The 25,555-nt window shown below is 71.3% G+C and carries 21 protein-coding genes; 9 read left to right on the forward strand and 12 right to left on the reverse strand.

Annotated elements, in window-relative coordinates:
• Window positions 1–251: 251 nt before the first annotated feature.
• Entirely contained in the window at window positions 252–1,388 is a 1,137-nt protein-coding gene (locus ACZ6YG_RS08375; protein WP_466017549.1) for a hypothetical protein, read from the reverse strand.
• On the reverse strand, window positions 1,382–2,638 hold the full coding sequence (locus ACZ6YG_RS08380; RefSeq protein ID WP_466017550.1) for a glucarate dehydratase family protein: 1,257 nt from the start codon (window positions 2,636–2,638) through the stop codon (window positions 1,382–1,384). The genes ACZ6YG_RS08375 and ACZ6YG_RS08380 overlap by 7 nt, the downstream gene beginning before the upstream one ends.
• Before the next feature lie 104 nt (window positions 2,639–2,742).
• On the opposite strand from ACZ6YG_RS08380, the gene ACZ6YG_RS08385 reads away from it, so the two are divergent.
• Window positions 2,743–4,200 carry an aldehyde dehydrogenase (NADP(+)) gene (locus ACZ6YG_RS08385; protein ID WP_466017551.1) on the forward strand — a complete coding sequence of 486 codons (1,458 nt, stop codon included), beginning with the start codon at window positions 2,743–2,745 and terminating at the stop codon, window positions 4,198–4,200.
• A gap of 138 nt (window positions 4,201–4,338) precedes the next feature.
• On the opposite strand, the gene ACZ6YG_RS08390 is transcribed toward ACZ6YG_RS08385, so the two are convergent.
• From ACZ6YG_RS08390 to ACZ6YG_RS08410, 5 genes are all read right to left on the reverse strand, one after another.
• Window positions 4,339–5,244 carry a 5-dehydro-4-deoxyglucarate dehydratase gene (locus ACZ6YG_RS08390; protein ID WP_219544186.1) on the reverse strand — a complete coding sequence of 302 codons (906 nt, stop codon included), beginning with the start codon at window positions 5,242–5,244 and terminating at the stop codon, window positions 4,339–4,341.
• Window positions 5,245–5,256: 12 nt separating this feature from the next.
• Window positions 5,257–6,018 carry an IclR family transcriptional regulator gene (locus ACZ6YG_RS08395; protein ID WP_148033578.1) on the reverse strand — a complete coding sequence of 254 codons (762 nt, stop codon included), beginning with the start codon at window positions 6,016–6,018 and terminating at the stop codon, window positions 5,257–5,259.
• 70 nt (window positions 6,019–6,088) lie between these two features.
• On the reverse strand, window positions 6,089–6,952 hold the full coding sequence (locus ACZ6YG_RS08400) for a carbohydrate ABC transporter permease (protein ID WP_466017552.1): 864 nt from the start codon (window positions 6,950–6,952) through the stop codon (window positions 6,089–6,091).
• The gene (locus ACZ6YG_RS08405; RefSeq protein ID WP_466017553.1) at window positions 6,949–7,878 is read right to left on the reverse strand and encodes a carbohydrate ABC transporter permease; all 930 of its coding nucleotides are present in this window, start codon (window positions 7,876–7,878) and stop codon (window positions 6,949–6,951) included. The genes ACZ6YG_RS08400 and ACZ6YG_RS08405 overlap by 4 nt, the downstream gene beginning before the upstream one ends.
• Entirely contained in the window at window positions 7,875–9,188 is a 1,314-nt protein-coding gene (locus ACZ6YG_RS08410; RefSeq protein WP_466017554.1) for an ABC transporter substrate-binding protein, read from the reverse strand. The genes ACZ6YG_RS08405 and ACZ6YG_RS08410 overlap by 4 nt, the downstream gene beginning before the upstream one ends.
• A 133-nt stretch (window positions 9,189–9,321) precedes the next feature.
• Between ACZ6YG_RS08410 and ACZ6YG_RS08415 the strand changes: the two genes are divergently transcribed.
• The 6 genes from ACZ6YG_RS08415 to ACZ6YG_RS08440 all read left to right on the forward strand — a co-directional run bounded on the left by ACZ6YG_RS08415 (window position 9,322) and on the right by ACZ6YG_RS08440 (window position 16,073).
• Window positions 9,322–10,116 carry an NAD-dependent epimerase/dehydratase family protein gene (locus ACZ6YG_RS08415; RefSeq protein WP_466017555.1) on the forward strand — a complete coding sequence of 265 codons (795 nt, stop codon included), beginning with the start codon at window positions 9,322–9,324 and terminating at the stop codon, window positions 10,114–10,116.
• Window positions 10,117–10,402: 286 nt separating this feature from the next.
• The gene (locus ACZ6YG_RS08420) at window positions 10,403–11,389 is read left to right on the forward strand and encodes a carbohydrate ABC transporter permease (RefSeq protein WP_148033575.1); all 987 of its coding nucleotides are present in this window, start codon (window positions 10,403–10,405) and stop codon (window positions 11,387–11,389) included.
• Entirely contained in the window at window positions 11,373–12,242 is an 870-nt protein-coding gene (locus tag ACZ6YG_RS08425) for a carbohydrate ABC transporter permease (RefSeq protein ID WP_148033574.1), read from the forward strand. Before ACZ6YG_RS08420 ends, ACZ6YG_RS08425 begins: the two co-directional genes overlap by 17 nt.
• Window positions 12,243–12,282: 40 nt before the next feature.
• Window positions 12,283–13,572 carry an ABC transporter substrate-binding protein gene (locus ACZ6YG_RS08430; protein ID WP_222709066.1) on the forward strand — a complete coding sequence of 430 codons (1,290 nt, stop codon included), beginning with the start codon at window positions 12,283–12,285 and terminating at the stop codon, window positions 13,570–13,572.
• Window positions 13,573–13,637: 65 nt separating this feature from the next.
• Window positions 13,638–14,918, forward strand: a complete 1,281-nt coding sequence (locus tag ACZ6YG_RS08435) for a Gfo/Idh/MocA family protein (protein ID WP_466017556.1) — start codon at window positions 13,638–13,640, stop codon at window positions 14,916–14,918.
• A 66-nt stretch (window positions 14,919–14,984) separates the two neighbouring features.
• Window positions 14,985–16,073 carry a dienelactone hydrolase family protein gene (locus tag ACZ6YG_RS08440; RefSeq protein ID WP_466017557.1) on the forward strand — a complete coding sequence of 363 codons (1,089 nt, stop codon included), beginning with the start codon at window positions 14,985–14,987 and terminating at the stop codon, window positions 16,071–16,073.
• Window positions 16,074–16,158: 85 nt separating this feature from the next.
• On the opposite strand, the gene ACZ6YG_RS08445 is transcribed toward ACZ6YG_RS08440, so the two are convergent.
• Genes ACZ6YG_RS08445 through ACZ6YG_RS08460 form a run of 4 tightly spaced genes read right to left on the reverse strand, consistent with a single transcriptional unit; the run spans window position 16,159 to window position 20,852 of the window.
• The gene (locus ACZ6YG_RS08445; protein WP_466017558.1) at window positions 16,159–18,042 is read right to left on the reverse strand and encodes a DUF6807 family protein; all 1,884 of its coding nucleotides are present in this window, start codon (window positions 18,040–18,042) and stop codon (window positions 16,159–16,161) included.
• 1 nt (window position 18,043) lies between these two features.
• Entirely contained in the window at window positions 18,044–19,090 is a 1,047-nt protein-coding gene (locus tag ACZ6YG_RS08450) for a mandelate racemase/muconate lactonizing enzyme family protein (protein WP_372452413.1), read from the reverse strand.
• A complete protein-coding gene (locus ACZ6YG_RS08455; protein ID WP_148033569.1) occupies window positions 19,090–19,968 on the reverse strand; it encodes a 5-dehydro-4-deoxyglucarate dehydratase in 879 nt (292 codons plus the stop codon). Before ACZ6YG_RS08455 ends, ACZ6YG_RS08450 begins: the two co-directional genes overlap by 1 nt.
• Complete coding sequence (locus tag ACZ6YG_RS08460; protein WP_466017559.1) at window positions 19,968–20,852, reverse strand: NAD-dependent epimerase/dehydratase family protein; 885 nt, start codon at window positions 20,850–20,852, stop codon at window positions 19,968–19,970. The genes ACZ6YG_RS08455 and ACZ6YG_RS08460 overlap by 1 nt, the downstream gene beginning before the upstream one ends.
• Before the next feature lie 221 nt (window positions 20,853–21,073).
• On the opposite strand from ACZ6YG_RS08460, the gene ACZ6YG_RS08465 reads away from it, so the two are divergent.
• Both ACZ6YG_RS08465 and ACZ6YG_RS08470 read left to right on the forward strand, forming a co-directional pair.
• Window positions 21,074–22,045 (forward strand): LacI family DNA-binding transcriptional regulator, encoded by a 972-nt coding sequence (locus tag ACZ6YG_RS08465; RefSeq protein ID WP_148033567.1) that lies wholly within the window; start codon window positions 21,074–21,076, stop codon window positions 22,043–22,045.
• Window positions 22,042–22,983, forward strand: a complete 942-nt coding sequence (locus ACZ6YG_RS08470; protein WP_148033566.1) for an aldose epimerase family protein — start codon at window positions 22,042–22,044, stop codon at window positions 22,981–22,983. Before ACZ6YG_RS08465 ends, ACZ6YG_RS08470 begins: the two co-directional genes overlap by 4 nt.
• Here the strand turns inward: ACZ6YG_RS08470 and ACZ6YG_RS08475 are convergent, their stop codons facing one another.
• Window positions 22,984–25,410, reverse strand: a complete 2,427-nt coding sequence (locus ACZ6YG_RS08475; protein WP_187281329.1) for a SpoIIE family protein phosphatase — start codon at window positions 25,408–25,410, stop codon at window positions 22,984–22,986.
• Window positions 25,411–25,555: the final 145 nt, after the last annotated feature.

Here is a 25,555-nt window from a genome sequence, read left to right on the forward strand (position 1 = left end):
GACTCCACTTGGTGTCGCGCCTCCTCCAGGCGGGACCTCGCTCCGAGTGGGACCCTGCTCCGAATGGGGCCTTGCTTCGGGTGGGGCCGCGCTTCACATCCGACCGTGGTCCACATCCGACCGTGCTCCACATCCGACCGTGCTCCACGTTGGACCCTGCTCCACGAGGACTCTGCTCCGGTGTGACGGGTGCGGGCGCTTCGCGTCGCGAGTCGTCGCTGCCGGGTGTGGTGGATGCTGGGCGTGTCGGGCTATAGGCGGGTCAGTTCGAGGGCTTGGGCCATGGCGGTCAGACGTTGTGGGCTTGCCAAGCCTGCGTGGTACAGGTGGAACTCCGATGCGCCTGCCTTGGCGTAGGTGGTGAGGAGTTCGGCAAGTGTCTCCGGGTGGGCGGGGCGCGGGGGGAGGGCGAGGACGTACGCGCCGACCCGTTGGCCGGGGGTGCGCAGTTCGGTGAGGTGGGAGAGGCGGGCGGCGTCCGTGGCAGGGGCGCCCCAGCAGTTGCCCACCAGGACGTCGGCACCCGGGTCGCCGGTGGGGAGGGCGGCGAAGGGGCCCGTCGCCCAAGGGTCGGGGTTGGCGTGCAAGGTGATCGGGATGTCAGGGGCGATCTCGCGGGCGGCGGTGATCAGGTGGTGGCGGAGGGAGGCCGAGAGCTCCACGCGGACGGCCCGTACCTCGTCCGCGAGCGGGCCGAGGGCTGCGTCCACGAGGCTCTTCGGGGCGTCGTGGGGCGGAGGTTCGGTGGGGATGCCGATGGCGTTGCGGACTCGGGTCCTGGTGTCGGTGGGGTAGCGGGGGGCGCAGGAGGCGCAGAAGCAGAGGGACATCAGGTCCGGGTCGTAGCCGGCGCCCGAGGTCTTCTCGTGGACGCCCTGGTGGGCGAAGCCCATGGGGCCGCAGCCCTCCAGGATGAGGCCGTCGGGGCGGCCCGCCACCAGCACCTCGCGCACCAGCCGTTCGCAGTACTCGGCGACGTCGGGGGCCGACGGGCAGAGCGCGTACGGGTAAGGGTCGCCGAAGGCGTTGCGTACGACGAGGTGGGGGAAGGCAGTGCCGAGTTGGGCGTTGTGGGTGAGCACGGTCCAGGCGTGCACGCGCAGGCCGGCCGCGCGCAGGGCCGACTGGGCCAGGAGGTACGCGTCGGGGGTGGTCCAGGTGGGGGTGGCGGGGGTGAGCCGGCCCCAGGCTTTAGGGCGTACGGGAAGGTAGAAGGCGGAGTGGGGGACGTCGAGGACGCGGTGCGCGGGGTGGAAGGGGGTGGCCGCGCGGGTGGAGTGGTAGGAGGCGGCGAGGGCGACGGTCGTCACGCCGAGTGCGGCGATGCGCTCGGCGGCGGCGGGGTCCCCGACGACGTCCCAGGGGTAGACGTAGGCGACGTTCACCACCGCGGCCTCCTCGCGGTGAAGTCGGGCTGGAAGCGCCGCATGTACGTGGTGTCGTCGCGGGCGGTGACGCCGCACTTCCGATACTGCTCGTGCATGACGGCCAGCGCGTCGCGGTCGAGTTCGACGCCCAGACCGGTGCCGGAGGGCACCGGGACGGCGCCGCCTTCGAAGCGGAGCGCGCCGGGCGCGACCACGTCCTGGCCGTCCTGCCAGGGGGTGTGCGTGTCGCAGGCGTGGGTGAGGTTGGGGGTGGCGGCGGCCAGGTGGGTCATGGCGGCGAGACTGATGCCGAGATGGGAGTTGGAGTGCATCGACAGTTCGAGCCCGAAGGTGCCGCAGAGCGCGGCGACCTGGGCCGAGCGCTGCAGGCCGCCCCAGTAATGGTGGTCGAGCAGGAGCACGCCGATGGCGCCGGCGGCGATGGCCTCGGGCAGGTGCTCCGGGGTGACGACGCACATGTTGGTGGCCAGCGGCATCGGCACCCTGGCCGCGACCTCCGCCATGCCGGGGATGTCCGGCGTGGGGTCCTCCAGATACTCCAGCGCGCCCTCCAACTCCCGGCCCACCCGGACGGAGGTGTCGACGCTCCAGGCGGCGTTCGGGTCCAGGCGCAACGGCACGCCGGGGAACGCCTCGTGCAGCGCCCTGATCGCCTCGATCTCCTCGTCGGGCGGGAAGACACCGCCCTTGAGCTTGATCGAGGTGAAGCCGTGCTCCTTGATGAACAGCGCCGCCTGCTCGACGATCCCGGCCGGGTCGAGCGCCTCGCCGAACCTGTCCGGCTCCTGGCCGGGGTGACCCGCCCACTTGTAGAAGAGATAGGCGCTGTACGGGACGGCGTCGCGGACCCGGCCCCCGAGCAGGTCGACCACGGGGACCCCGGCGGCCTTGCCGCGGATGTCCAGGCAGGCGACCTCGAACGGGGAGAAGACCCGGTCGATGCTCTTCTCCTTGGTGGCCACGCCGGTCAGCCCGTGCAGGTCGCTGACGGCGTCGCCGACGGTGGCCGCGACGCGCGCGTACATCTGGTTGGTGTGGTGCACGTCCAGGCCGACCAGCGCCTGCGCGCACTCGCGTACCTTGGACAGGTGTCCCAGGTCGCCGTACGTCTCGCCGAGACCGGTCAGGCCCTCGTCGGTCACCAGCTCGACGATCGTGCGCAGCGCCCAGGGTTCGTGCACTCCGGCGGCGTTCAGGAGGGGCGGATCCTTGAAGGCGACAGGGGTGACGTGGATCTGCCTGATGATCATATGATCGCCGTCCATGTATGTGAACAGGGGCCAGGTTTGTGGACAGAATGCGGCAACTGTAAGAATCGAGCTGAGAAGGTGTCAAGACTCCGAAGGGCCATTCGATGATCTACGGATACGACCCCAGGACCGGTGAGCCCGTGGGCGCCGGCGTGGCCGAGACCGACCGAGCCGGGGTCGACCTGGTGGTCTCCGCCGCCGTGGCAGCGGGCCAGGCGTGGCGGGCGACCCCGGCGGAAGACCGCGCGGTGGCGCTGGAGGCCGTCGCGGACGCGCTGGACGCGCACGCCGACGAGCTGTGGCGGCTCGCCGACGAGGAGACGGCGCTCGGCGAGGCACGGCTGCGCGGAGAGGTGGGCCGCACCACGGGCCAGTTCAGGTTCTTCGCCCGGGTGATCAGGGACGGCGGCTACCTCGACGCGATCATCGATCACGCCGAGCCGCCGCGGCCGGACGTGCGGCGCGTGAAGCGGCCGCTGCCCGGCGTGGTGGCGGTGTTCGCGGCCAGCAACTTCCCCTTCGCGTTCTCGGTGGCCGGCGGCGACACCGCCTCCGCGCTGGCGGCCGGCTGCCCGGTGGTGGTCAAGGCGCATCCCGGTCATCCCGGCACCTCCGAGCGGGTGGCCAAGCTGGTACGCGACGCGCTCCCGTACCCTGACCTGCTGGGTCTGGTGCACGGCCTCGACGCCGGCGCCGACCTGGTGCGGCACCCGGCGGTGGTCGCGGCGGGGTTCACCGGGTCCGTCGCGGGGGGCAAGGCGATCCAGCGACTCATCGACGAGCGCGAGGTGCCGATCCCGTTCTTCGGCGAGCTGGGCAGCGTGAACCCCGTCGTGGTGCTGCCGTCGGCGTCCGCGCAGCAGGTCGCCACCGGCTTCGCCGCCTCGCTGACCCAGGGGGTGGGGCAGTTCTGCACCAACCCGGGGCTGATGTTCGTGCCCGAGGGCGACGAGCTGCGCAAGGCGCTGGCCGAGGCCGTCGAGGGCACCAGCGGCGGGCCGATGCTGGCCGAGCGGATCCGCGAGGGCTACCTGGGCGGTCTGGACCGGCTCGGGCAGCTGGAGCTGCTGGCCGAGGGCTCGCCGGGGGAGGGCGGCTGGTCGGTGACGCCCAAGGTGTTCACCACCGATCTCGACACCTTCGCCGAGAAGCTGCCCGGCATCGGTGAGGAGTGCTTCGGGCCGGCCTCGATCGTGGTCACCTACCGTGAGGTCGGCGACCTGCCGCCGGTGCTGGAACGGCTGGAGGGCTCGCTCACCGCCACCGTGCACGCCGCCGACGCCGGTGAGGCGGAGCCGCTGGTCGACGTGCTCGGCCGGAAGGCCGGGCGGCTGATCTGGAACGGCTGGCCCACCGGCGTGGCCGTCACCTGGGCCATGCATCACGGCGGCCCCTGGCCGGCCACGACCACGGCGACCACCTCGGTCGGCGCCACGGCCATCGACCGCTGGCTGGAGCCCACGGCCTACCAAGACTGGCCCGAGGCGCTGCTGCCTGACGAGCTGAAGGACGACAACCCCCTGGGAATCCCCCGCCGCGTGGACGGCGTAGTCGGACGGTAGAACGGCGGCCCAGGCGGGCGCCGCGGTCGCAGGGAGGCTCGGTCCTCCCGGCGGCCCCGGATGTGCGACGTGTCCGCCGGTCAGGAGCCGGCTACCCCCACCGCGGGAGGGCATGACCCTCCCGCGGTGGGGGATGGGTCAGGCGCCGATGATCTCCATGCCGGCGGCGATGATCTTCTCCAGCTCCGCCACGTGCTCCGGTGCAGGATCGACCAGGGGCGGCCGGACCCCGCCCACGTCCAGCCCGCGCAGTCGTACGCCGGCCTTGACCAGCGAGACCGCGTACCCCGGGACCTGGTCGCGCAGCTCCACCAGGGGCTTGTAGAAACCCGTCAGCAGGCGGCGGGTCAGCTCCTCGTCGCCGGAGGTGATCGCCCGGTAGAAGGCCAGCGCGACCTCCGGGGCGAACGCGAAGGCGGCGCTGGAGTAGAGGTTCACCCCCAGCCCTCGGTAGGCGGGCACGGTCAGCTCGGCCGTCGGCAGCCCGTTGAAGAACGTGAAGTCCGGCCCCGCCGACTCGCGCACGGTCAGGATGATGCGCTGGAGCAGGTCGAGGTCGCCCAGCCCGTCCTTGAACCCGATCACCTCCGGCATCCGCGCCAGCTCGGCGACGGCGGCGGGGGAGAAGCGGGCGTTGTTGCGCTGGTAGATGATGACGGGCAGCCCGCCCGCCAGGGCGACGTCGCGCACGTAGTCGACCAGGCCTTCCGGCGGCGCGCTGACCAGGTACGGGGGCATGATGAGCAGCCCGTCGGCGCCCTCCGCGGCGGCCGTGCGGGCCAGCGTCCTGGCTTCGGGGAGCGTGCCGCCAGCGCCCGCGAAGACGGGCACCCGCCCGCCCGCGGCGGCCACGGACGCCCGCACCGTGGTGGTGTAGTCGCCGGGGCCGAGGGCGTTGAACTCACCCGTCCCGCACGCGGTGAACACCCCTCCCGCTCCCGCCGTTACCCCGGCGTCGACGTGCCGGCCGAGCGTCTCCCCGGCCACCTCGCCGTCGGGACCGAACGGGGTCACCGGGAAGAACAGAACGCCTTCTAGCCGCATCAGCGCCTCCTTTTACCGGATGCCCTCTCGCCGGAGAGTGGCAGCCAGCTTGTGGGTGTGTGTGATCACCGCTTCGATGACCCGCTCGATCTGGGCGGGCGGCAGGTCTGCCGGCATCGAGCAGCTGATCGCGTCGGTGGCCGGGATCCGGTAGTCGACCGTGACGGCCACGCAGGCCACGCCCGACGTGCCCTGCTCGCGTTCGTACGCCCAGCCCCGGGTGCGGACCTGGTCGAGCTCGCCGGTCAGCTTGCCCAGGTCGGTGATCGTGTGGTCGGTGATGCCGGGCAGCGGGTCGGGGAGCAGGGCCTTGACCTCGTCGTCGGTGAGCTGGGCGAGCAGCACCTGGCCGAGCGCGGTCACGTGGGCGGGCAGCCGCCTGCCCACCCGGGGGATGATGTGGTGGGCGTCGCGGGATTCGCGGGTGGCCAGATAGAGGACGTGCGCCTCGTCCCTGCGGGCGAAGTGGGCGGTCTGCCCGGTCTCCTCCCTGAGGTCCTCCAGCGTCGCCTGGGCGAACGGCAGCGCCGGGTCCTTGTCCAGATAGGCGGTCCCGGTCAGCAGCGCGTGCGGGCCGATGCCGAAGGCCGACCGGGCGGCGTCGGTCTCCACCCAGTTGAGCTCCACCAGCGTGCGCATCAGCGCGTGCAGGCTGCTGCGCGGGAACCCGGTGAGCTGTTGCACCTCCGACAGCGTCAGCGTGCCCGGGGCGGCGGCGAGGGCCTCCAGGATGCGTACGGTCCGCTCGGCGGACTTGACCAGCTGCGGCTCCATGATCGTCCCATCTCGACTGCGACTTATGGGTGTCAGGATATGGGATGTCGTCCAGATACATGGACACAGGTCACCCCTTCACCGCCCCACTCGTCAGACCGCGCATGAACTGCCGCTGGAAGGCGAGGAACGCGATGATCGACGGCAGCAGCGCCAGCAGCGTGGCCGCCAGCAGCACGCCGATGCCCACCTCCTCGTCGGAGCGGAGCGAGCGCAGCGCGATGGGCAGCGTCCACATGCTCGACTCGGGCGCCACGATGAGCGGCAGCAGGTACTGGTCCCAGATCATGGTGAAGCCGAAGACGCCGATCACGCCGAGCGCGGGCCGGCACAACGGCAGGATGACGGTGAAGAACGTGCGCAGCTCGCCCGCCCCGTCGATGCGCGCGGCCTCCTCCAGCTCGACCGGCACCTCCTTCATGAACTCCGTCATGACCAGGATCGAGAAGCCCCAGGCGCCGACCGGCAGGATCATGCCCGCGTACGTGCCGATCAGGTTGAGGTTCAGCAGCGGCATGTCGGCCAGCACGAGGGAGAGCGGGATCGCGATGATCTCCTCGGGCATCATCATCGTGGCCAGCATGATCAGCATGACCACGCCCATGCCGCGGAACTTCTTGCGCGCGAGCGAGTAGGCGGCGAACACGCTCACGATCATCTGCAGCAGCAGCCCGAACCCGACCACCACGAAGGAGTTGAACAGATAGAGATAGACGTTGCGGTCGGCGGCGTGCACGAAGTTGTCGAACGTGAACTCGTCCGGCCACCAGGTGAAGGAGGTCGGGTCGAGCGTCTTGTTGAAGGCGCTGATCAGCAGCCCGAGCAGCGGCCCGGTGAACACCACCACCATGCCCGAGTAGAGCAGGATCTTGCCCGCGGTGGCGAACGGCCCGCGCCGCGACTCCAGCCCCAGCGCGCTGTCGAACCTCATCATGCCGCCTGCCTCCTGCGCATGAGCTGGACCAGTATGGTGAGCACGAGCGTGGCCGCGAAGAGCACGATCCCGCCCGCCGAGGCGATGCCCAGCTCGCCGGTCTGGAAGCCGAGCTTGTAGATGAGCGTCATCAGCACCTCGGACGAGCCGTTCGGCCCGCCGTTGGTGAGCACGTACACCTCGACGAACACGCGCAGGCCGCGGATGGCGGCGAGCGTGAACAGGATCCAGAACACCGGCCGCAGCGCGGGCAGCGTGATGTGCCGCAGCCGCCTCCAGGTGGACGCGCCGTCCACCGCCGCGGCCTCGTACAGCGTGCGGTCGATGCCGACCAGCCCGGCCAGGAAGATCATCATGTCGTACGGGGTGCCGCGCCAGATGTTCATGACCATGATCGACAGCAGCGAGGAGTCCTCGTCGGCCAGGAAGGGCTGCGGGGCGATCCCCACCCAGCCGAGGATCATGTTGAGCGTGCCGGTGTCGCCCGGGTGGTACATGATCCGCCACACCTCGGCGACGGCCGCCATGGTGACCACGACCGGCAGGAAGGCCGCGGTCCTGACGAACCACAGATACCTGGCCGGCCCCTCGATCAGGAGCGCGAGGCCCAGCCCGAACACGATCGAGCCGGCCGTGGTGCCCAGCGCCAGCACCAGGCTGTGCCAGATCGCCGAGCGGAAGGCGTCGTCGGTGAGAATGGTCGCGTAGTTGTCCAGCCCGACCCAGGTGCTGTCGATGTAGCGGATCTCCTGGAGGCTCATCGTCAGCCCGGTGAACATCGGGATGAACTTGAAGTACAGGAACAGCAGCAGGGCGGGCGCCAGGAAGGCCCAGGCGACCAGCGGCCCCCGCCAGCGCGCCCGGCGGGGCGGCTGGCCGGGGGCGGCGGCCCGCGGTGGCGGCGCCGTGGTCAGCGTCGGGGTCATGATGCCTTTTGACTCTGCAGTTCCTGGGTCAGCTTGGTGTTGAGCGCGTCCATCTCCGCCTTGACGTCCTTGGCGCAGTCGGCCCACACCGTGTTGATCGAGTCGGCGGAGGTCTGCCGGATCGGCGCCCAGTTCGGCACCGGGTGGGCGTATACGGCGTCGGCGTAGGCGTCCTGGAACACCTGCCAGCGCGGGTCCTGGCGCTCGGCGGCCATGTCGACCTCGGAGCTGACCGGCAGGCGGACGATGGCGCCGTTGGCGTCCTTGTTCATGCCGATCCGCTGGCCTTCGGCGGAGATGGCGAACTCGGCGAACTTCTTCTGGCCCTCGGTGTTGCCCGATCCGGCCATCAGGTAGACGTTCTCGCCCTCGCCCAGTGTGCCGGGGCCGCCCGACGGGCCCTTGGGCACCGGGTAGACCTCGATCTTGTCGGTGCCGATGCTGTCCACGAACCGGGCGAGCACGTACGGGCCGGTCAGGTAGATGCCGCCCTGGCCCTTCTCGAACACCTCGTGGGTGACCGTGGTGTCGTTGCTGACCGCGCCCGGGTTGACGGTCTTGGTCTTGCAGAACTGGTCCTGGAGGAACTGCACCGCCTCGACGGCCTTGGGGTCGCTCATGGCGGAGGTGAACGTGCCGGAACCTGACGGGGAGACGAAGTCGCCGCCGTTGCCGTAGATGAACGAGGAGGCGTACCAGGACGCGTAGCCGCGCTTGGTGCTCGCCGGGATGACGAAGCCGGCGGTGTCGTTCTCGCCGTTGCCGTCGGGGTCCTTCTCGGTGAAGGCGGTGGCCAGCGCGGCGAGGTCCTCCCAGGTCTGGGGGATCTCCATGCCGACCTTCTCGCGCCAGTCCTTGCGGGCGATGATGGCGAAGGCCTGCGCGGAGAACGGGGCCGCCCAGGTCTTGCCGTCGCTCGCGGTGGCGGCCTTCCAGGCGAGGTCGGAGACCTTGTCGCCGCCCGCCAGGGAGGCCCGGTCGACCTCGGTCAGCCAGCCCTGGGTCTGCATGTTGCCGATCTGGGCGGTGTCGTTGATGACGATGTCGGGCAGATCGCGCTGCGCCGCCTGCTGCTGCAGCTTGGTCTCGAAGTCGTCGAAGAGGGCGACCACCTTGGTCTGGATCCCGCTGGCCTTGGTGAACGCCTCGGCGAGGCGCTGCGCTGTCTTGGCCGACTCCGAATCGGGCGCCTGCCTGATCCAGATCTCCAGCGCGTCGTCCGTGCTTGAGCCTGTTCCCCCGGAGCCGCAGCCTGTCAGCGTAACGGCCAGGGTCGTGGCCAGCGCGACCCCGAGCAGACGACGTGACATAAGACCGCCTCCTGTTCACATATGTGACAAGTGTCGTGGATGTGGGCGAGTCTTGAAGAAAGTAACCAGTGACACACATCACGGTCAATATTCAAGAATGTGAATCTGGGCCAGTGTTGTGTACAACGGGGGAATGCGCATTCTCATGACCGGCGCCGCAGGGAAAGTCGGCACGCTGCTCCGTCCCCGTCTCGCCCGTGACGGCCGGACGCTGCGCCTGTCGGACCTGGCGCCGCTCGAAACCGGACCCGGCGAGGAGCTGGCCGTGGCCGACCTCACCGACGAGCTGGCCATGGCCGCCGCGATGCGGGACGTCGACGCGGTGCTCCACCTCGGCGGCCAGAGCCGCGAGCATCCGTGGGCCGACATCGTGCGGGCCAACATGGACGGCACCTACGTGCTCATGGAGGCCGCCCGCGCGGCGGGGGTCGGGCACGTGGTGCTGATGAGCAGTCACCACGCCGCCGGCTTCCACACCCGGCCGCCCTCCGGCGGGGAGCTGGCCGACTACGCCTTCCCTCGCCCCGACACGTACTACGGCGTGAGCAAGCTCGTGATGGAGGGGCTCGGCAGCCTCTACCACGACAGGTTCGGCATGCACGTGACCGCCATCAGGCTCGGCACCTGCAACGAGCGCTCCGCCGACACCCGCGGCCTGGCCACCTGGATCTCGCCGGACGACCTGGCCCGGCTGGTGGAGGCCGCGCTGACGGCGACCGGCTTCCACGTCGTGTGGGGCGTCTCCGACAACGCCCGCAGGTGGTGGTCGCTGAAGGAGGCGGAGGCCATCGGGTACGAGTCGCGCGACAGCTCCGAGTCGTACGCCGCGGGGATCATCGCCGAGCAGGGCGAGCCGGACCTGAGCGACCCGTTGCACGACCGGGTCGGCGGGGTCTTCACCTTGAAGGAGCTCGGCGGCTCCTGGTGACCGTTTCTGCTCGATAGCCGCCCCGACCGATCAGGTCAGGGCGGCTGTCGGCATGCCCGGACTCTTTCGCCGCGAAGTGCAACCGGTTGTAGTGGAGGTGGGTCAGAGCGAAAATGTTAAGAACGCGTATCCACCCTCATCTCCCCTCTGAGCAGGCACTATTCAGTTGGCGATATATCGGTAACGGCTTTGTAACACCTGCAAAGGGTTGACGAAACTTTTCGCCTCCTTATAGGAATGCGCTATCCGATCCCGCCGTGCCGGGCAGGGCCTGGAAGAGGGATGTATGTCCGAATCAATCTCTGTCACCCCGGAGCGACCCCCCGCCGCCCCGCGGGAGGCCGCTCGACCCCCGGGGCGTCGCCGCCGGACGACCTATGCGAACGTCCACAGGCGCCGGGAGGCCCGCACCGCGTACGTCTTCCTCGCGCCGTGGTTCGTCGGCCTGTTCCTGATCACCGTGGGGCCGATCCTGGCCTCGCTGTACCTGTCGTTCACCGACTACAGCCTGCTGGAAGAGGCCCAGTGGGTGGGCTGGGACAACTACTCGAAGCTGTTCTTCGAGGACACCCGGTTCATCCAGTCGCTCAAGGTCACCACCATCTACGTGGTCGTGTCGGTGCCCATGCAGCTCGCCTTCGCGCTGGCGCTGGCGCTCGCGCTCGACCGGGGCCTGCGCGGGCTGTCGTTCTACCGCTCCATCTACTACCTGCCCTCGCTGCTGGGCGGGAGTGTGGCCATCGCCATCCTGTGGCGGAAGATCTTCGGCACCGACGGCCTGGTCAACGCCGTCCTCGCGATCTTCGACATCGAGGGGCCCGGCTGGGTGTCCGACCCGGACACCGCCCTCGGCACGCTGATCCTCCTGCACGTGTGGACGTTCGGCGCGCCCATGGTGATCTTCCTCGCCGGACTCCGGCAGATCCCGCAGAGCTACTACGAGGCGGCCGCGGTCGACGGGGCCACCAAGCTCCGCCAGTTCCGCTCGATCACGCTGCCGCTGCTCACGCCGATCATCTTCTTCAACCTCGTACTCGAAGTCATCAAGTCCTTCCAGTCGTTCACGCAGTCGTTCATCGTCAGCGGCGGCAGCGGAGGACCGGTCGACTCCACGCTCTTCTACACGCTCTACCTCTACCTGAAGGGCTTCAAGAGCTACGAGATGGGCTACGCGGCCGCCATGGCGTGGGTCCTCCTGCTCCTCATCGCCGGACTGACCGGCGTGAACTTCCTCGCGTCGAAGTATTGGGTCTTCTATGGCGACACGAAGTAACCGGGTGCCGTTCCTGTTCCGCCCGCTCCCGCGGGGCAGCCGGCTGCTCAAGCACGCGTTGCTGATCGGCTTCGGCCTGATCATGCTCTATCCGCTGCTGTGGATGATCTCCAGCTCGCTGAAGCCGGAGGACCTCATCTTCCGCGAGCCCGGCCTGTGGCCCAGCGCGGTCACGCTGGACAACTACAGCGACGGCTGGACGGCGCTCAAGCACAGCTTCGGCTACTACCTGTGGAACTCGGCCGTCATCACGGGACTGTCCGTGGCGGCCAACCTGGTCGCCTGCTCCCTGGCCGCCTACGCCTTCGCCCGGCTGAACTTCCCCCTGAAGAAGGTGTGGTTCGCCATCATGCTGGGCTCGATCATGCTGCCCTACCACGTGACCGTCGTGCCGCAGTACATCGTGTTCGCCAACATGGACTGGATCAACACGATCTGGCCGCTGGTGGTGCCCAAGTTCCTGGCCACGGACGCGTTCTTCATCTTCCTGATGGTGCAGTTCATCCGGACGCTGCCACGGGAGCTGGACGAGGCCGCGGCCATCGACGGGGCGGGCTACTGGCGGATCTTCCTGCAGGTCATCCTGCCGCTGTGCATGCCGGCGCTGGCGACGACCGGCATCTTCACCTTCATCTGGACGTGGAACGACTTCTTCAGCCAGAACCTGTACCTCACCAACTCCGACAACCTCACGGTGGCCGTGGCGCTGCGGCAGTTCCTGGACTCCAGCGGAGAGTCGTCCTGGGGTCCGATGTTCGCGATGTCCATCGTGTCGCTCGGGCCGATCTTCGGGTTCTTCCTGGCGGGACAGAAGTACCTGATCCGCGGGATGGCGACCACTGGCCTGAAGTAGTTCCTCTTCACCCCCTGTAACCCCAAGAGGAGGTAGAGCTGTGAAACTCGGCTCTCGTAAGACGATGTGGGTCGCCGCGCTGTCGGCGGCCATGCTGACCGCGGCCGCCTGCGGCAGCGGCGACGGCGGCGAAGGAGGAGGCGGCGGTGGCGACGGCGGCAAGGTGTCGATCACCTTCGCCTACTGGGGCAGCGACGCCCGGCAGAAGCTGACCGACCAGGCCATCCAGAAGTTCGAGGAGAAGAACCCGACGATCGACGTCGAGGGCGACTTCTCCAACTGGGACAGCTACTACGAGAAGCTCGCCACCAAGGTCGCCGCCAACGACGCGCCTGACGTGCTGAGCATCGAGATCCGCGGCCTCAGCGAGTACGCCGGGCGCGGCGCGCTGATGGACCTGGCCGGCAAGCTGCCCACCGCGGACCTCGACCAGCAGGTCCTGTCGAGCGGCCAGATCGACGGCAAGCAGTACGCCATCCCGACCGGCGTCAACGCCTTCTCCATGCTGGCCAACCCGGCCGCGCTGGAGAAGGCCAAGAAGGAGCTGCCGGACGACACCACGTGGACCTGGGACCAGTGGGCCGCGCTGGCCCAGGAGATCTCGGCCACGGGCGCCGCCACCGGCGCCGAGTACAACTTCAACCCCGCCTGGCTGCAGATCTACGCGGCCCAGCGCGGCGAGAAGTTCTACGACGGCACCAAGATCGGCATGTCCGTCGACACGCTGAAGTCCTGGTGGGCCATCCACCAGAAGCTCATCGAGACCAAGGGCTCGCCCGACGCCGCCAAGAGCGAGGAGATCGGCGACACCGGTCCCGAGCAGTCGCTGCTCGGCACCAACGAGGGCGCCATGGGCATGTGGTGGAGCAACCAGCTCAACGCCCTGACGAAGTCGTCCGGCCAGGACATGACGCTGCTGCGGATGCCGAAGCTGGAGGGCGCCACGACCAGCGGCATGTTCCTGCAGCCCGCCATGTTCTACGCCGCCTCGGCCAAGACGGAGAAGGCGGACGCCGCGGGCAAGTTCATCGACTTCCTGGTCAACGACCCCGACGCGGCCGGCATCCTGCTGAGCGACCGCGGCCTGCCCACCAACTCCAAGGTGCTCGCCGCCGTCAAGGACAAGCTGCCGCCCGCCGACCAGAAGACCCTGGCCTTCATCGACGAGGTCAAGAGCGAGCTGAGCCCGATCGAGGCGCCGCCGAAGGGCGCGCTGGAGATGGAGGACATCCTGGAGCGCGCCAGCGAGGAGGTCGTGTTCGGCAGGGCCACTCCGGACGCCGCCGCGGCGAAGTTCCTGGAGGAGGCGAACGCCGCCATCGCCGGCTGACCAGCCGGCGACCGGCCGGGGGCGCACCGCCCCCGGCCGCCCACCGCGACTCGGGGAGAGAGCACTTGAGCACCAGGTACGCCTTCGTCGGCCTCGGGCACCGCGCGCAGATGTACGTCGACGCGCTGCTGGGCGACTGGCAGGACACCGGGACCATCGTCGGCCTGTGCGACGTCAACACCACGCGCATGGCCTACTACGCCGAACGGATCGGCCGCCCGGTGCCGTGCTTCGCGCCGCGGGAGTACGGCAAGATGCTGGAGCTGGCCGACGCCGTCGTGGTGTGCACGGTCGACGCCACCCACGCCGAGTACGTCGTCGCCGCGCTCGACGCCGGCCTCGACGTCATCGTGGAGAAGCCGCTCACGGTCGACGCCGAGAGCTGCGCGGCCATCGCCGAGGCGGCCGAGCGCAACCCGGGCCGGCTGGTCGTCACCTTCAACTACCGCTACTCGCCGCGCAACTCGGCGGTGCGGAAGCTGATCGGCGAGGGCGCCATCGGCGACGTCACCTCGGTGCACTTCGAGTGGGCGCTCGACACCATCCACGGCGCCGACTACTTCCGCCGCTGGCACCGCGAGCGCGCCCACTCCGGCGGGCTGCTCGTGCACAAGTCCACCCACCACTTCGACCTGGTCAACTGGTGGCTCGGCTCGGCGGCCGAGCTGGTCTTCGCGCAGACCGACCTGCGCTTCTACGGCCAGGCCCGGCCGCGCGGGCCGCGCCCGGCACGCGGGCAGGGCGCCCCGGGTCTGGGCAGCGACCCGTACATCCTGGACATCTCCCAGGACGAGCGCCTCAAGCAGCTCTACCTGGACGCCGAGCACGAGGACGGCTACATCCGCGACCAGGACGTGTTCGCGCCCGGCGTGACGATCGACGACACCATGTCGGTGCTCGTCCGCTACGCCAACCGGGCGATCCTCACCTACTCGCTGACCGCGCACGCGCCGTTCGAGGGGTACCGGGTGGCGTTCAACGGCACCGAGGGGCGGATCGAGCTGGAGGTGTGCGAACGGTCCTGGACCCCGCCGCACGCCGCCGTCGACCCGAGCGCGGCGAGCAAGGAGCACGCGGCCGGCTCCTGGGAACGGCTCATCCTGCACCGGCACTGGCAGGAGCCCGAGGAGGTGCCGATCGAGCAGGGCGCCGGCGGCCACGGCGGCGGTGACCGGCTGCTGCTCGACGACGTCTTCCGCGGCCCCGGCGACGACCCGCTCGCCCGTCCCGCGGGATACCGGGACGGCATCCGCAGCGTCCTGGTGGGCGTCGCGGCCAATCGTTCAGCCACCACCGGCCGCCCCGTCCGCCTCACCGCCGACGGCACCCGCCTCGCCGGCGCCTGATCCGTACGAAGAGGAGATGCGTCTGACTCCTCACAGTGCTTTCTCGTACGAGTCATGAGAGGTGAGATGCGGCATCTAGGGGAGTTCGCCGGGCTTGTGGAGGTGGCGGGAAGGCAAGGGGAGCTGTTCCCGGACGCGCCCGCCGGGCCGGAGCTGCGGGCCGCCGCGCGCGAAGCCATCGGCACGCTCGACCTGACGGCGGGGGACGTACGGGTGGAGCGCACCTGGACGGCGGACGGGCTGGACGGCGAGGAGCTGTCCTGGGACGTCGGCTACGGCCCGCGCACCCGGGCCTACCTGCTCAGGCCGCACGGTCACCGGGGCGCGCTGCCCGGCGTGGTGGCCCTGCACTGCCACGCGGGCATGAAGTGGGCGGGCAAGGAGAAGATCGCCGACGGTCCCGAGCCGCCCACCCCCGAGGTGCGGCGGCTGCGCGGCGAGCTGTACGGCGGCCGGGCGTTCGCCTCCGAGCTGGCCAGGCGCGGCTTCGCGGTGCTGGCGCACGACGTGACCGGGTGGGGGAGCCGCCGGTTCCCGCTCACGGACATGCCTGACCGGGTGACGGCCCTGGCCCCGGACGCCGGGCTGTCGGAGGCCGACCGCTACGACGTGGCGGCGGGCCACCACGAGCACGTCCTGGAGAAGTACTGCAGACTGCTGGGCACCTCGTTCGCGGGCGTGGTGGCGGGCGAGGACCTGGCCGCGGCGGCGTACCTGCGGGGCAGGCCGGACATCGGGCCGGTCGGCTGCGCCGGCCTGTCGGGCGGCGGCCTGCGGGCCGCCCTGCTGGGCGCCTTCGACCCGGGCGTGCGCGCGGTCGTGGTCGCCGCGATGACCTCGTCCTACGCCGACCTGCTCGACGGGTACGTGGCCTCGCACACCTGGATGCTCTTCCCGCCCGGCCTGTCGCGGGTCTGCGACTGGCCCGCGCTGGTCGCGTCCGGAGCGCCGCGACCGCTGCTGGCGCTGTACGCGGGCGACGACCAGCTGTTCCCCGAGCGGGGGATGCGCCGCGCCCACGAGGCCATCGCCCGCCGCTACCCCGACGGCGGCTACGAGGGCCGGTTCTTCGACGCCCCGCACGCCTTCGACGTCCCGATGCAGGAGCACGCCTTCACCTGGCTGGCCGCCGAACTGCGCCCTGAACCCCGCTGAAAACACGACCCGTACGACCCCGACCCGTACGACCCGCACGGCACGGCGGCGCGGGCCCGGCGTGGCACCGCGCCGGGCCCGCGGGTCAGCGGCCCGTGGCCAGCTCGGCCGCCTCCTCGCGCGACAGGCGCCCGTCGACGACCACGACCGACACCTTCCTGTCGAGCCGGGCGTCGAACGACAGGGGGGTGTCCCAGGCCAGCGCGGTGCCGACGCCCGGATACTCGGCCACCCGCACGAACCACGGGTCGGCGTCCTGCGCGAACAGCAGCGTCCACGCCTCCGACGACAGCGCCAGCCACGGCGCCCGCGAGCCGTGCACCCGCTCCTCGCCCTCGGCCGCCGCCGTGAACACGCGCAACCCGGGCGAGCCCGCCGGCGCGCGCCAGAAGAACCCGCCGTAGCCGGCGCCCGCCCGCCCCTTCGTGGCCGAGCTGCGCACCGTCAGCGGCGCCCCGGTCAGGTTGTGCAGGGTGAAGCCGAACTCCAGGACCCACCCACGCGCCGCTGGACGGGCCCGTACGGTGCGTTCCTCGCGAACCAGGGCGTCTTCCCCCGGCCGCAGCCACGAGAGCGTCTCGGTGAAACCGGCGGCGTCGCGCTCGGTGAAGGCCAGGTGCCGCTGGACGCCGTGGTCGTCGAGCCAGGTCGGCCCCTGGTCGCGGACGTAGGTGCGCCCGCCCCAGAAGTTGCGCCCGCCCAGGTCCGTCACCGCGAGCCCGGCCCCGAGGTGGTGCGGGTGGTCGGCGGGACGGACCTCGGTCACCACGGTGCCGCCGAGCGTGCGCACCGGGTGCAGGTAGGGGCGGGGCGCCGCGGTCAGCGGCAGGTCGGGGCTGGTCACGTACTCGGCGACGGGAGAGCCGCCCACCACGAGCGGCGTCGCCCAGCTCAGGCCCAGCTCGGAGAAGAGCGCCAGCTCCGAGGCGCACCTGTCGACGACGGACGCGATGCCCGGCAGCACCCGGCCCTCGCCGGACAGGTCCTGGTGGTCGTCGGCGATCGGCAGCGGGTCGGGCGCGACCCTGATCGCCTCCATCACCTCCATGAACCCGCCCGTGCGCTGGATCGGCACCAGCAGCGGGACGCCGGACCGCACGTGCTCGACGAGGTTGACCAGCAGGTCGGTGCGGTCGAAGCGCTGGACGGGCCCGTCGTCCACCTGGACCTCGTCCATCGTGTAGACGAACCGGATCCGCCCCTTCTCGCCGTGGACGAGCACGTACGGCTCGTCCCGCTCGGCCGCGCAGAGCGTGACCGCGGCCACCAGCGGGGTGCCGCCGGCGAGCGTGACGCGGACGGCGGAGGTGTCGTCGGACTCGATCCCGTTGGCGTGGAAGAGCTCGGTCTCCACCGAGGCCACCGCGCCGCGCTCGTCGGCCCCGGCCACCGCCAGCGCGGTGGCCAGCGCGTGCGCGAACGGGTTCGTCAGCGCGCCGTCCACCACGTCCACGCCGTCGAGCACCCGCCTGCCCGCCCACGGGCTGCGGGTGAAGTACGCGGCGGGGCGCGGCCACGAGCCGCCCACGCCGATGCCGGTGACGCGGCCGATCGCGCCGCCCGCGATCAGCTCGCGCACCGCGGGCACCGCCGCGGAACCGAGGCTCTGGAACCCGACCTGGCAGGCCAGCCCCGCCTTGGCGGCGGCCCGCTCCATCCGGTCGAAGTCCGCCAGCGTGGCCGCCGTCGGCTTCTCCACCAGGACGTGCGCGCCCGCCTCCAGCGCGGCCAGCGCCAGCTCGGCGTGCGTCGGGATGGGCGTGGCCAGGATCGCGATCCGGGCGCCGGTCCGCTCGATCAGGCCGGGCAGGTCGGCGGAGATCTCGGGGGAGCCGAGACCCGCCAGGCTCTCCGGCGGGACCGGCCGCACGTCGCAGACCCCGGCCAGCTCGACCAGCCCGGTCAGCCGGCGCAGCCGGTCGAGATAGTTGGAGCCGAAGCCCTGGGCTCCGGCGAGCACGACACGCATGTCACCTCCAGCGGAGGCCGAGGCCCCGGTGCTCGCCGGCGCGCAGCTCCGCGCCGTCCACCCGGACAGGGTACGGCTCGGCGAGCAGCCCCAGCGCGGCGAACGAGGCGTCCTCGACGTCCTCGGCCATGGACGGCAGCGGCAGCGAGAGCGCCAGCTGCCCCGACAGGTCCGGCAGCAGGTGCGGGTAGACCGGCACGTCGAAGGCGCGGGCCAGCTCGGCGATGCGCAGGAACGGGGTGATGCCGCCGACCCTCACCACGTTCGGCTGCACGACGTCGCAGGCCCCGGCGGCCAGCAGGTCGCGGAAGCCGTAGACCGTGTAGACGTTCTCGCCGACCGCGATCGGCACGTGCGCCGACCGGCGCAGCTCCACGTGCGCCGCCACGTCGTCGGCCGGCAGCGGCTCCTCCAGCCAGTGCAGGCCGTACGGGGCCAGCGCGTCGGCGGCGCGCCGGGCGGTGTGCAGGTCCCAGCGCTGGTTGGCGTCCACCATCAGCAGTGTGTCCGGGCCGATCACCTCGCGGACGGCGGCCACCCGCGCCACGTCCTCGCGCACGTCCGGCCGGCCGACCTTGATCTTGACGGCGGGGTAGCCGGCGGCCTTCCACCGGCCCGCCTGCGCCACCAGCTCGTCCAGCGGGTAGTGCAGGTTCACCCCGCTCCCGTACACCGGGACGGACTCCCTGCGCCGGCCCAGCACGTCCACCAGGCCGCGCTCGCCGCAGCGCAGGTCCCACAGCGCCAGGTCGACCCCGGCCAGCGCGATCGTGGTGATCCCGCCGGGCCCGGCCTCGCGCAGGTGCCGCCAGAGCCGGTCCCACACCACCTCGGGGTGCGGGTCCAGGCCGATCAGCGCGTCGCGGATGTCGTGCTCCAGCAGCGCCCGCACCGCGTGCGCGCCGATCTGCGGAGTCCAGGAGAACCCGGTGCCCACTCGCCCGTCGGCGAGCGTCACCTCGACGACCAGGACGTGGTTGGCGGGCACGTCGGGCCCCCACGGACGGCGCAGCGCGACCGTGCGCGGGGTGACCGTGAGGTCGCGGATCACGGCGTGCCGATCAGCGAGCGTCCGTGCTTGATCAGCGACTCCAGCTCGGCCACGTCCTCGGGCGCGGCGTCGACCAGCGGCGGCCGGACCGGCCCCACGTCCAGGCCGCCCAGCCGCACCCCGGCCTTGACCAGTGCGACCGCGTACCCGGGCACCTTCGAGCGCAGCCGGACGAGCGGCTCGTAGAACTCGGTCAGCAGCCGGTGCTCGCCGTTCAGGTACGCGGTCGCGATGTCGGGCGCGAAGGCGAAGACCGCCGAGGAGTACAGCTCGACGCCGAGGCCCCGGTAGGCGCCCATGGTCAGCTCGGCCGTCGGCAGGCCGTTGAAGAACGTGAAGCCGTCGCCCACCTCCTTGCGCACGGCCAGCATCGAGCGCTGGATGAGGTCGATGTCGCCCAGGCCGTCCTTCAGCCCGACCACGCCGGGCACCCGGGCCAGCTCGACCACCTGCTCGGGGGTGAGCACCACCGAGCCGCGCTGGTAGATGATCACCGGCAGGATCGCCGCGATCTCCCGCACGTACGCGACGAACCCGTCCGAGGTGCCCTTGGCCAGGTAGGGCGGCATCAGCAGCAGGCCGTCCGCGCCCGCCTCGCGCGCCGCTCCGGCCTGCGCGAGCGCGGCGCCGAGCGGCCCGCCCGCGCCGGCGAACACCGGCGCCCGGCCGGCCGCCGTCTCGACGGCGACCCGGACGACGGCGGCGTGCTCGGCCTCCGACAGGGAGGAGAACTCGCCGGTGCCGCACGCCGCGAACACTCCGCCAGGTCCGTGGTCGAGCCCCCGTCCGATGTGCTCGGCCAGCACCTCCTCGGCGAGCTTGCCTGACAGGGTGAAGGGGGTGATGGGGAAGAAGAGGACTCCGCTGAGGTTCATCAGATCTCCAGTTCGGTGCGCCAGCTGCGCTTGGCGGTCCAGCCGAGCATGCGCTCGGCCTTGGCCGAGGTGAACGCGGGAAGGGTGTCGGTGAGCGCGGGCGCGTGCTCGCTCGTGCCGGGCATCACGGCGGGGAGCAGCTCCGCGAGGGGGCGGCGGGCCAGCGCGTCGGCCGCGCCGGCGAAGAACACCTCGCCGCTGGGCAGGCCGGGCAGCCGCTCGATGAGGGTGGCGATCATGTCGGAGGCGTCCCTGGCGTCGATGTAGTTGAACAGCGAGACACCGGCGATCTCCGGCAGGTCCAGGCGCTCCAGGATCGTGTGGCCCGACTGGGTGGGCGCCCCCGCCCACTCCTCGGGCGCCACCACGAAGCACGGCCGCACCGCCGCGAACCGCGTCCGCGAGCTGCGCGCGAACGACGCCATCGTCTGCTCGGCGACCACTTTGGACAGGTTGTAGGCGTTCCACGGCGACGTCGGGTGGTCCTCGTCGATCGGCAGATAGCTCGGAGCCCAGCCGGAAGGCGACCCGTAACCGATCACCGTGGGACTGCTGGCCACCACTACCCGGCCCACGCCCGCGTTGCTCGCCGCCTCGCACACGTTGAACGCAAGTTGCGTGTTGGTGCGGAAGATCACGCCCTCGGTCCGGCTGAACGGGGTCGCGATGGCCGCCAGGTGGACCACGACGTCGGGCCGGAACCGCGCCATCACGTCGTACGCCTCGCCCAGGTCGGTGAGGTCGGCCGGGAGGGTGGCCGCCGCGCCGTCCGGGGTGCCGGCGGTGACGTCGACGCCGATCACTTCGTGACCCGCCTGCGCCAGCGAGGTGACCAGGCTTCGCCCCAGCCTTCCGGCGCTGCCCGTCACCAGTGTTCGTGTCATCGCTCGTTCACCCTTCCGCAGGGGTCATTACCGCAACCGGTTGCAAAAAGTATTGAGGTGCCGTCGGCAGAACGTCAAGCCGACTCGTCTCAGCCTGCGGTGTCGCCGCTGGCCTCATGCGCGGTAGCATGAGTTTTCGGCGCTCGGCCCTCGCGAAAGAGGCCCGTTGACAGCGATACAAGCGCTTGCATTAATGTACTTGGCATGCTCGGAGGCCCAGCGTGGCGGTGACCATTCGTGACGTGGCGGAGGCATCAGGCGTACACGTCTCCACGGTGTCGCGCGCCTTCTCCGCCCCCCATCTGGTCAACCCAGTCACGCGCACCCGCGTGCTCGCCGTCGCCGAGGATCTCGGCTACCGGCCCAACCGGGCCGCCCGCGCGCTGACCACGGGGCGCACCCACAACATCGGCCTGATCGTGGCCGACATCGCCAACCCGTTCTTCCCGCCGCTCATCAAAGCGGCCCAGGCGCAGGCCAGGCTCCGCGACTACCACGTGTTCGTGGCCGACACCGACGAGGACCCGCAGGTCGAGGAGGAGCTGATCCAGACCCTCACCAAGCAGGTCGACGGCGTGCTGCTGTGCAGCCCCCGGCTGACCAACAAGACGATCGAGCGGCTGCGCGAAGAGGTGCCGTTCGTCGTGGTGAACCGCAGGGTCAAAGGCATGCCGACGGTGCTCATGGACGTCGGCCGCGGGGTCAGGCTCGCCGTCGAGCACCTCACCGGCCTCGGCCACCGCAGGCTCGCCCTGGTGACCGGGCCCAGCGGGTCGTGGACCAGCAAGGAGATGCAGGCGGCCGCCGCCGCCATGAGCGAGGCCGACGTCACCTTCCTCGGCCCCAACCCGCCCACCGAGCTCGGCGGCCTGGCCGCCGTCACCGACGTGATCGCCTCCGGCGCCACCGGGGTGCTCGCCTACAACGACCTGGTCGCCATAGGCTTGATCGAAGGGCTGGCCGAGCGGGGGGTCGACGTGCCCGGGGAGATCAGCGTGATCGGCGTCGACGACATCGTGCCCGGCCGTCTGAGCCGCCCCAAGCTGACCACCATCGCGATGCCCACCGCCGCCGCCGGCCGCATCGCTGTCGACCTGCTGCTCGGCTCGGTCGACTCCGAGGCCACCAGCGGCGTCACCGTGCTGGAGACGAGCCTGATCGTCCGCGAATCTACGGGAGAGGCCCACACATGAACTTCGGAACGCTGCCCTCGGGGGAGCGCGTCGAGCGCCACGAACTGACCTCGGGGCGCCTGCGCGCGGCGGTGCTCTCGTACGGGGCCATCCTGCAAACGCTTGAGGTCGACGGCGTCAACGTGGTGCTCGGCCTGCCGACCCTGGACGACTACCTGACCCGCAGCCGCTACTTCGGCGCCGTGGTCGGCCGCTACGGCAACCGCATCGCGGGCGGCCGCTTCACGCTCGACGGCGTCGAGTACCACCTGCCCGTCAACAACGGGCCCAACAGCCTCCACGGCGGCACCGAGGGCTTCGACAGCAAGGTCTGGACGATCCGCGACGTCACCGGCTCGGCCATCACGCTCGCGCTCGTCAGCCCCGACGGCGACCAGGGCTACCCCGGCACGCTCACCGCCTCCGTCACCTACACGCTCGACGGCGACGCGCTGCGCATCGACTACACCACCGAGACCGACGCGCCCACCGTGGTCAACCTGACCAACCACTCCTACTTCAACCTGGCCGGCGGCGGCGACGTGCTCGGCCACGTGGTCCGCATGGCGGCCGACCACTACCTGCCCGTCGACGGCGACAAGATCCCCACCGGCGAGGCGGCCCCGGTCAAGGGCACCGTGTTCGACTTCACCACCCCCCACGCGATCGGCGAGCGCTTCGACGGCGCCTACGACCACTGCTTCGTCCTGAACGGCGACATCACCGTGACCGAGCCGGGCAGCGGACGCACCATGGAGGTCACCACCACCGAGCCCGGCGTCCAGTTCTACGCGGGCGGCATGCTCGACGGCGACGCCACTCCATACGGCCCGCACGCCGGGTTCTGCCTGGAGACGCAGCACTTCCCCGACTCGCCCAACCAGCCGGCGTTCCCCTCGACCGTGCTGCGCCCCGGCGAGGTCCGCGCCTCCACCACCACCTACCGCTTCCCGGGTTGATCAGGGGAGAGCCGGCGTAGCCCGCAGCACCAGCAGCGCCACGTCGTCCCTCGACGGGGCGCCGGCGAAGGAGTGGACCGCCTGCCGCACCCGCTCGGCGACGGCGTGGGCGCTCAGCCCGGTGCAGCCCGACAGCAGCCTGGACAGCCCGTCGTCGTCGTCGAGCAGCCGCTTGCCGTCGCGCCGCTCGGTCACCCCGTCGGTGACGCACAGCAGCACCTCCTCGGGCGCGAGCTCGAATGACTCCACGAAGAACCGCACGCCGTGCTCGACGCCGAGCAGCAGCTGCGGCGAGGCCACCTGCTCCACCTCGCCGTCGGTGTGCAGCAGCAGCGGCGGCACGTGCCCGGCCGAGGCGATCGTGCACCGCGCCCCGCCCTGCGGCAGCGGCGTCAGCTCCCCGCACAGCAGGCTGAGAAACCGGCCCTCCTCGTCCTCCTCCAGCAGCGTCCGGTTGAGCCGGTCCAGGATGTCGGCCACGGTGTAGTTCTCCTTCGCGAGCAGCCGCACGGCGTGCCTGGCGAGCCCGGTGACGGCGGCCGCCTCCGGCCCGCTGCCGCAGACGTCGCCGAGGGCGAAGCACCAGTGGTCGGCCACGGTGAACAGGTCGTAGAAGTCGCCGCCGACGTGCGCGCCCTCCTCGGCCGGCTCGTACACGACCGCGGACTCCAGGCCGGGCATCGGCGCCATCCGCACCGGCAGCAGGTTGCGCTGCAGCGCCTTGGAGGTGGTGGCCTGGCGGGTGTAGAGCATCGCGGTGTGCAGGTTGAGCGCGATCAGGCGGCACAGGTCGGCCAGCAGCTCGGCCAGCTCCAGCGGCAGCGTCGGCTCGCTCCGGCCGATCACCAGCGCGCCGTGGGCCCTGCCCTGGGTCAGCAGCGGGAACGACAGCACGTTCCCGCGGCCGACCGGCCAGGTGACCTCGCTCAGCGGCGTGCGCGGGAGGGCGGGCAGCGACGTGCGCAGCTCGGCGTTGTGCCGCTCCTCCCGGTGCCACACGTGCGCCAGCCGCGTCATGCCCGCCAGGTCGGTCAGGTAGACCGCCGCCCAGGTGGCGATCTTGGGCACCACGAGCTGCGCGGCCAGCGCCGCGAGCAGCTCCTCGTCGTGCACGCCCGCGAGCAGCTCGCCCGCCTCGGCGAGGAACGACAGCCGACCCCGGTGCGCCCGGTCCTGCTCGGCCAGCCGCTCCCGCTGCACGGTGCCGGCCACCTGGTCGGCGATGTGCCGCAGGCTCGCGGCCAGGTCCTGGTCGAACCGCCCCGGCTCGGCGGCGGTCACCGCCAGGTGGCCGATCACCTCGCCCGCCACCACCAGCGGCGCGCACGCCAGCGACCTGGCCCGCAGCCGCTGGGCCAGCTCGACGTCGGCGGCGAGCAGGTCGTCCACGACCGCCGGCGCGCGCCGGTCGGGGGCGAACACGCCCGCCGCGACCACGCCCACCAGCCCCGCCGCCTCACCCGCCCCCGCCGCCACCCCGAACCTGTTGCCGGAGTCGGCGCGCAGCAGCACGTACGCGGCGTCGCCGGCGCTGGAAAGCTGGACGATCCGCGCGATCGTGTCGAGCAGCTCGGCGAGCGGGCGGTCGCGGTCGAGCAGGTCCTTGATGCGCCGGCCGGCCTCCCGCCTGGCGGGTGAGGGCGGCGAGGCCAGCACGAACCCGTGGTCGCCGCCCACCACCATCCAGATCGCCCTCCGGTGCTCCGGCCTGCCCCCGGTGCGCAGGTGGGAGACGTAGACGGGGACCAGCCGCCCGTCGCGGTGGCGCATCCGCGACTCCCCGCGCCAGCGGCCCAGCGCGAGCGCGTCGGACAGGGCCGGCGCGTCGGGGCCGTGACCGTCCCAGTCGACCAGGTCCTCCAGCGGCCGGCCCGCCGCCTGCCGCGCCGTCCAGCCGAGCAGGGCCTCGGCGTCGGCGTTCCACGAGATCACCCGCCCACCCGCGTCGGCGACCAGCACCGCCACCCGCAGCGCGTCCACGGGCTCGCGCGGCGCCGGGATCGAGGGCGGGCACGGCTCCTGGGCGTCGGCGAGCTCCATCCGCACCCAGACCCGCTTCGCGCTCCTGGTGTACGTGACGCCCCAGGCGTCGGCGAGCATGCCCGCCAGCGCCAGGCCACGCCCGGAGGTGGCCATCTCCTCGGCGGGAGGCGGCACGTCCAGGACGGTCCGGCCGGGCTGCTGGTCGTCGACCTCGATCTCGAGTTTGGGCGGCACCGCCTCGGCGTCCAACCGGCAGGTCAGCTCGACGCCGGTGCCGGCGTGCACCACCGCGTTGGTGACGAGTTCGCTGGTCAGCAGCACGGCGTCCTCCGCCAGATGGCTCAGGCTCCACTCGCCGAGCACCTGGCGGACGAACCGTCGCGCCGCCGCCGGGGCATGGGGAGTGCCGTCGAAGGAGGTGCTCGACACCCGGGTCGTCTCCACTGTGCGTCCTAGAACATCACTCGATGTGGCAGTTCGGTCACTCTCAGGGTGGCAGACCGGGAGCCCGCGCTCCCTCCACTTGGGAAGAAGGCCGAGGTTGGTCACCAGCCGGCTGGCGCCGGGGAAGTCTTTCGACACGATCCGG

The sequence above is a fragment of the Nonomuraea sp. NPDC054003 genome (genome assembly GCF_055585125.1).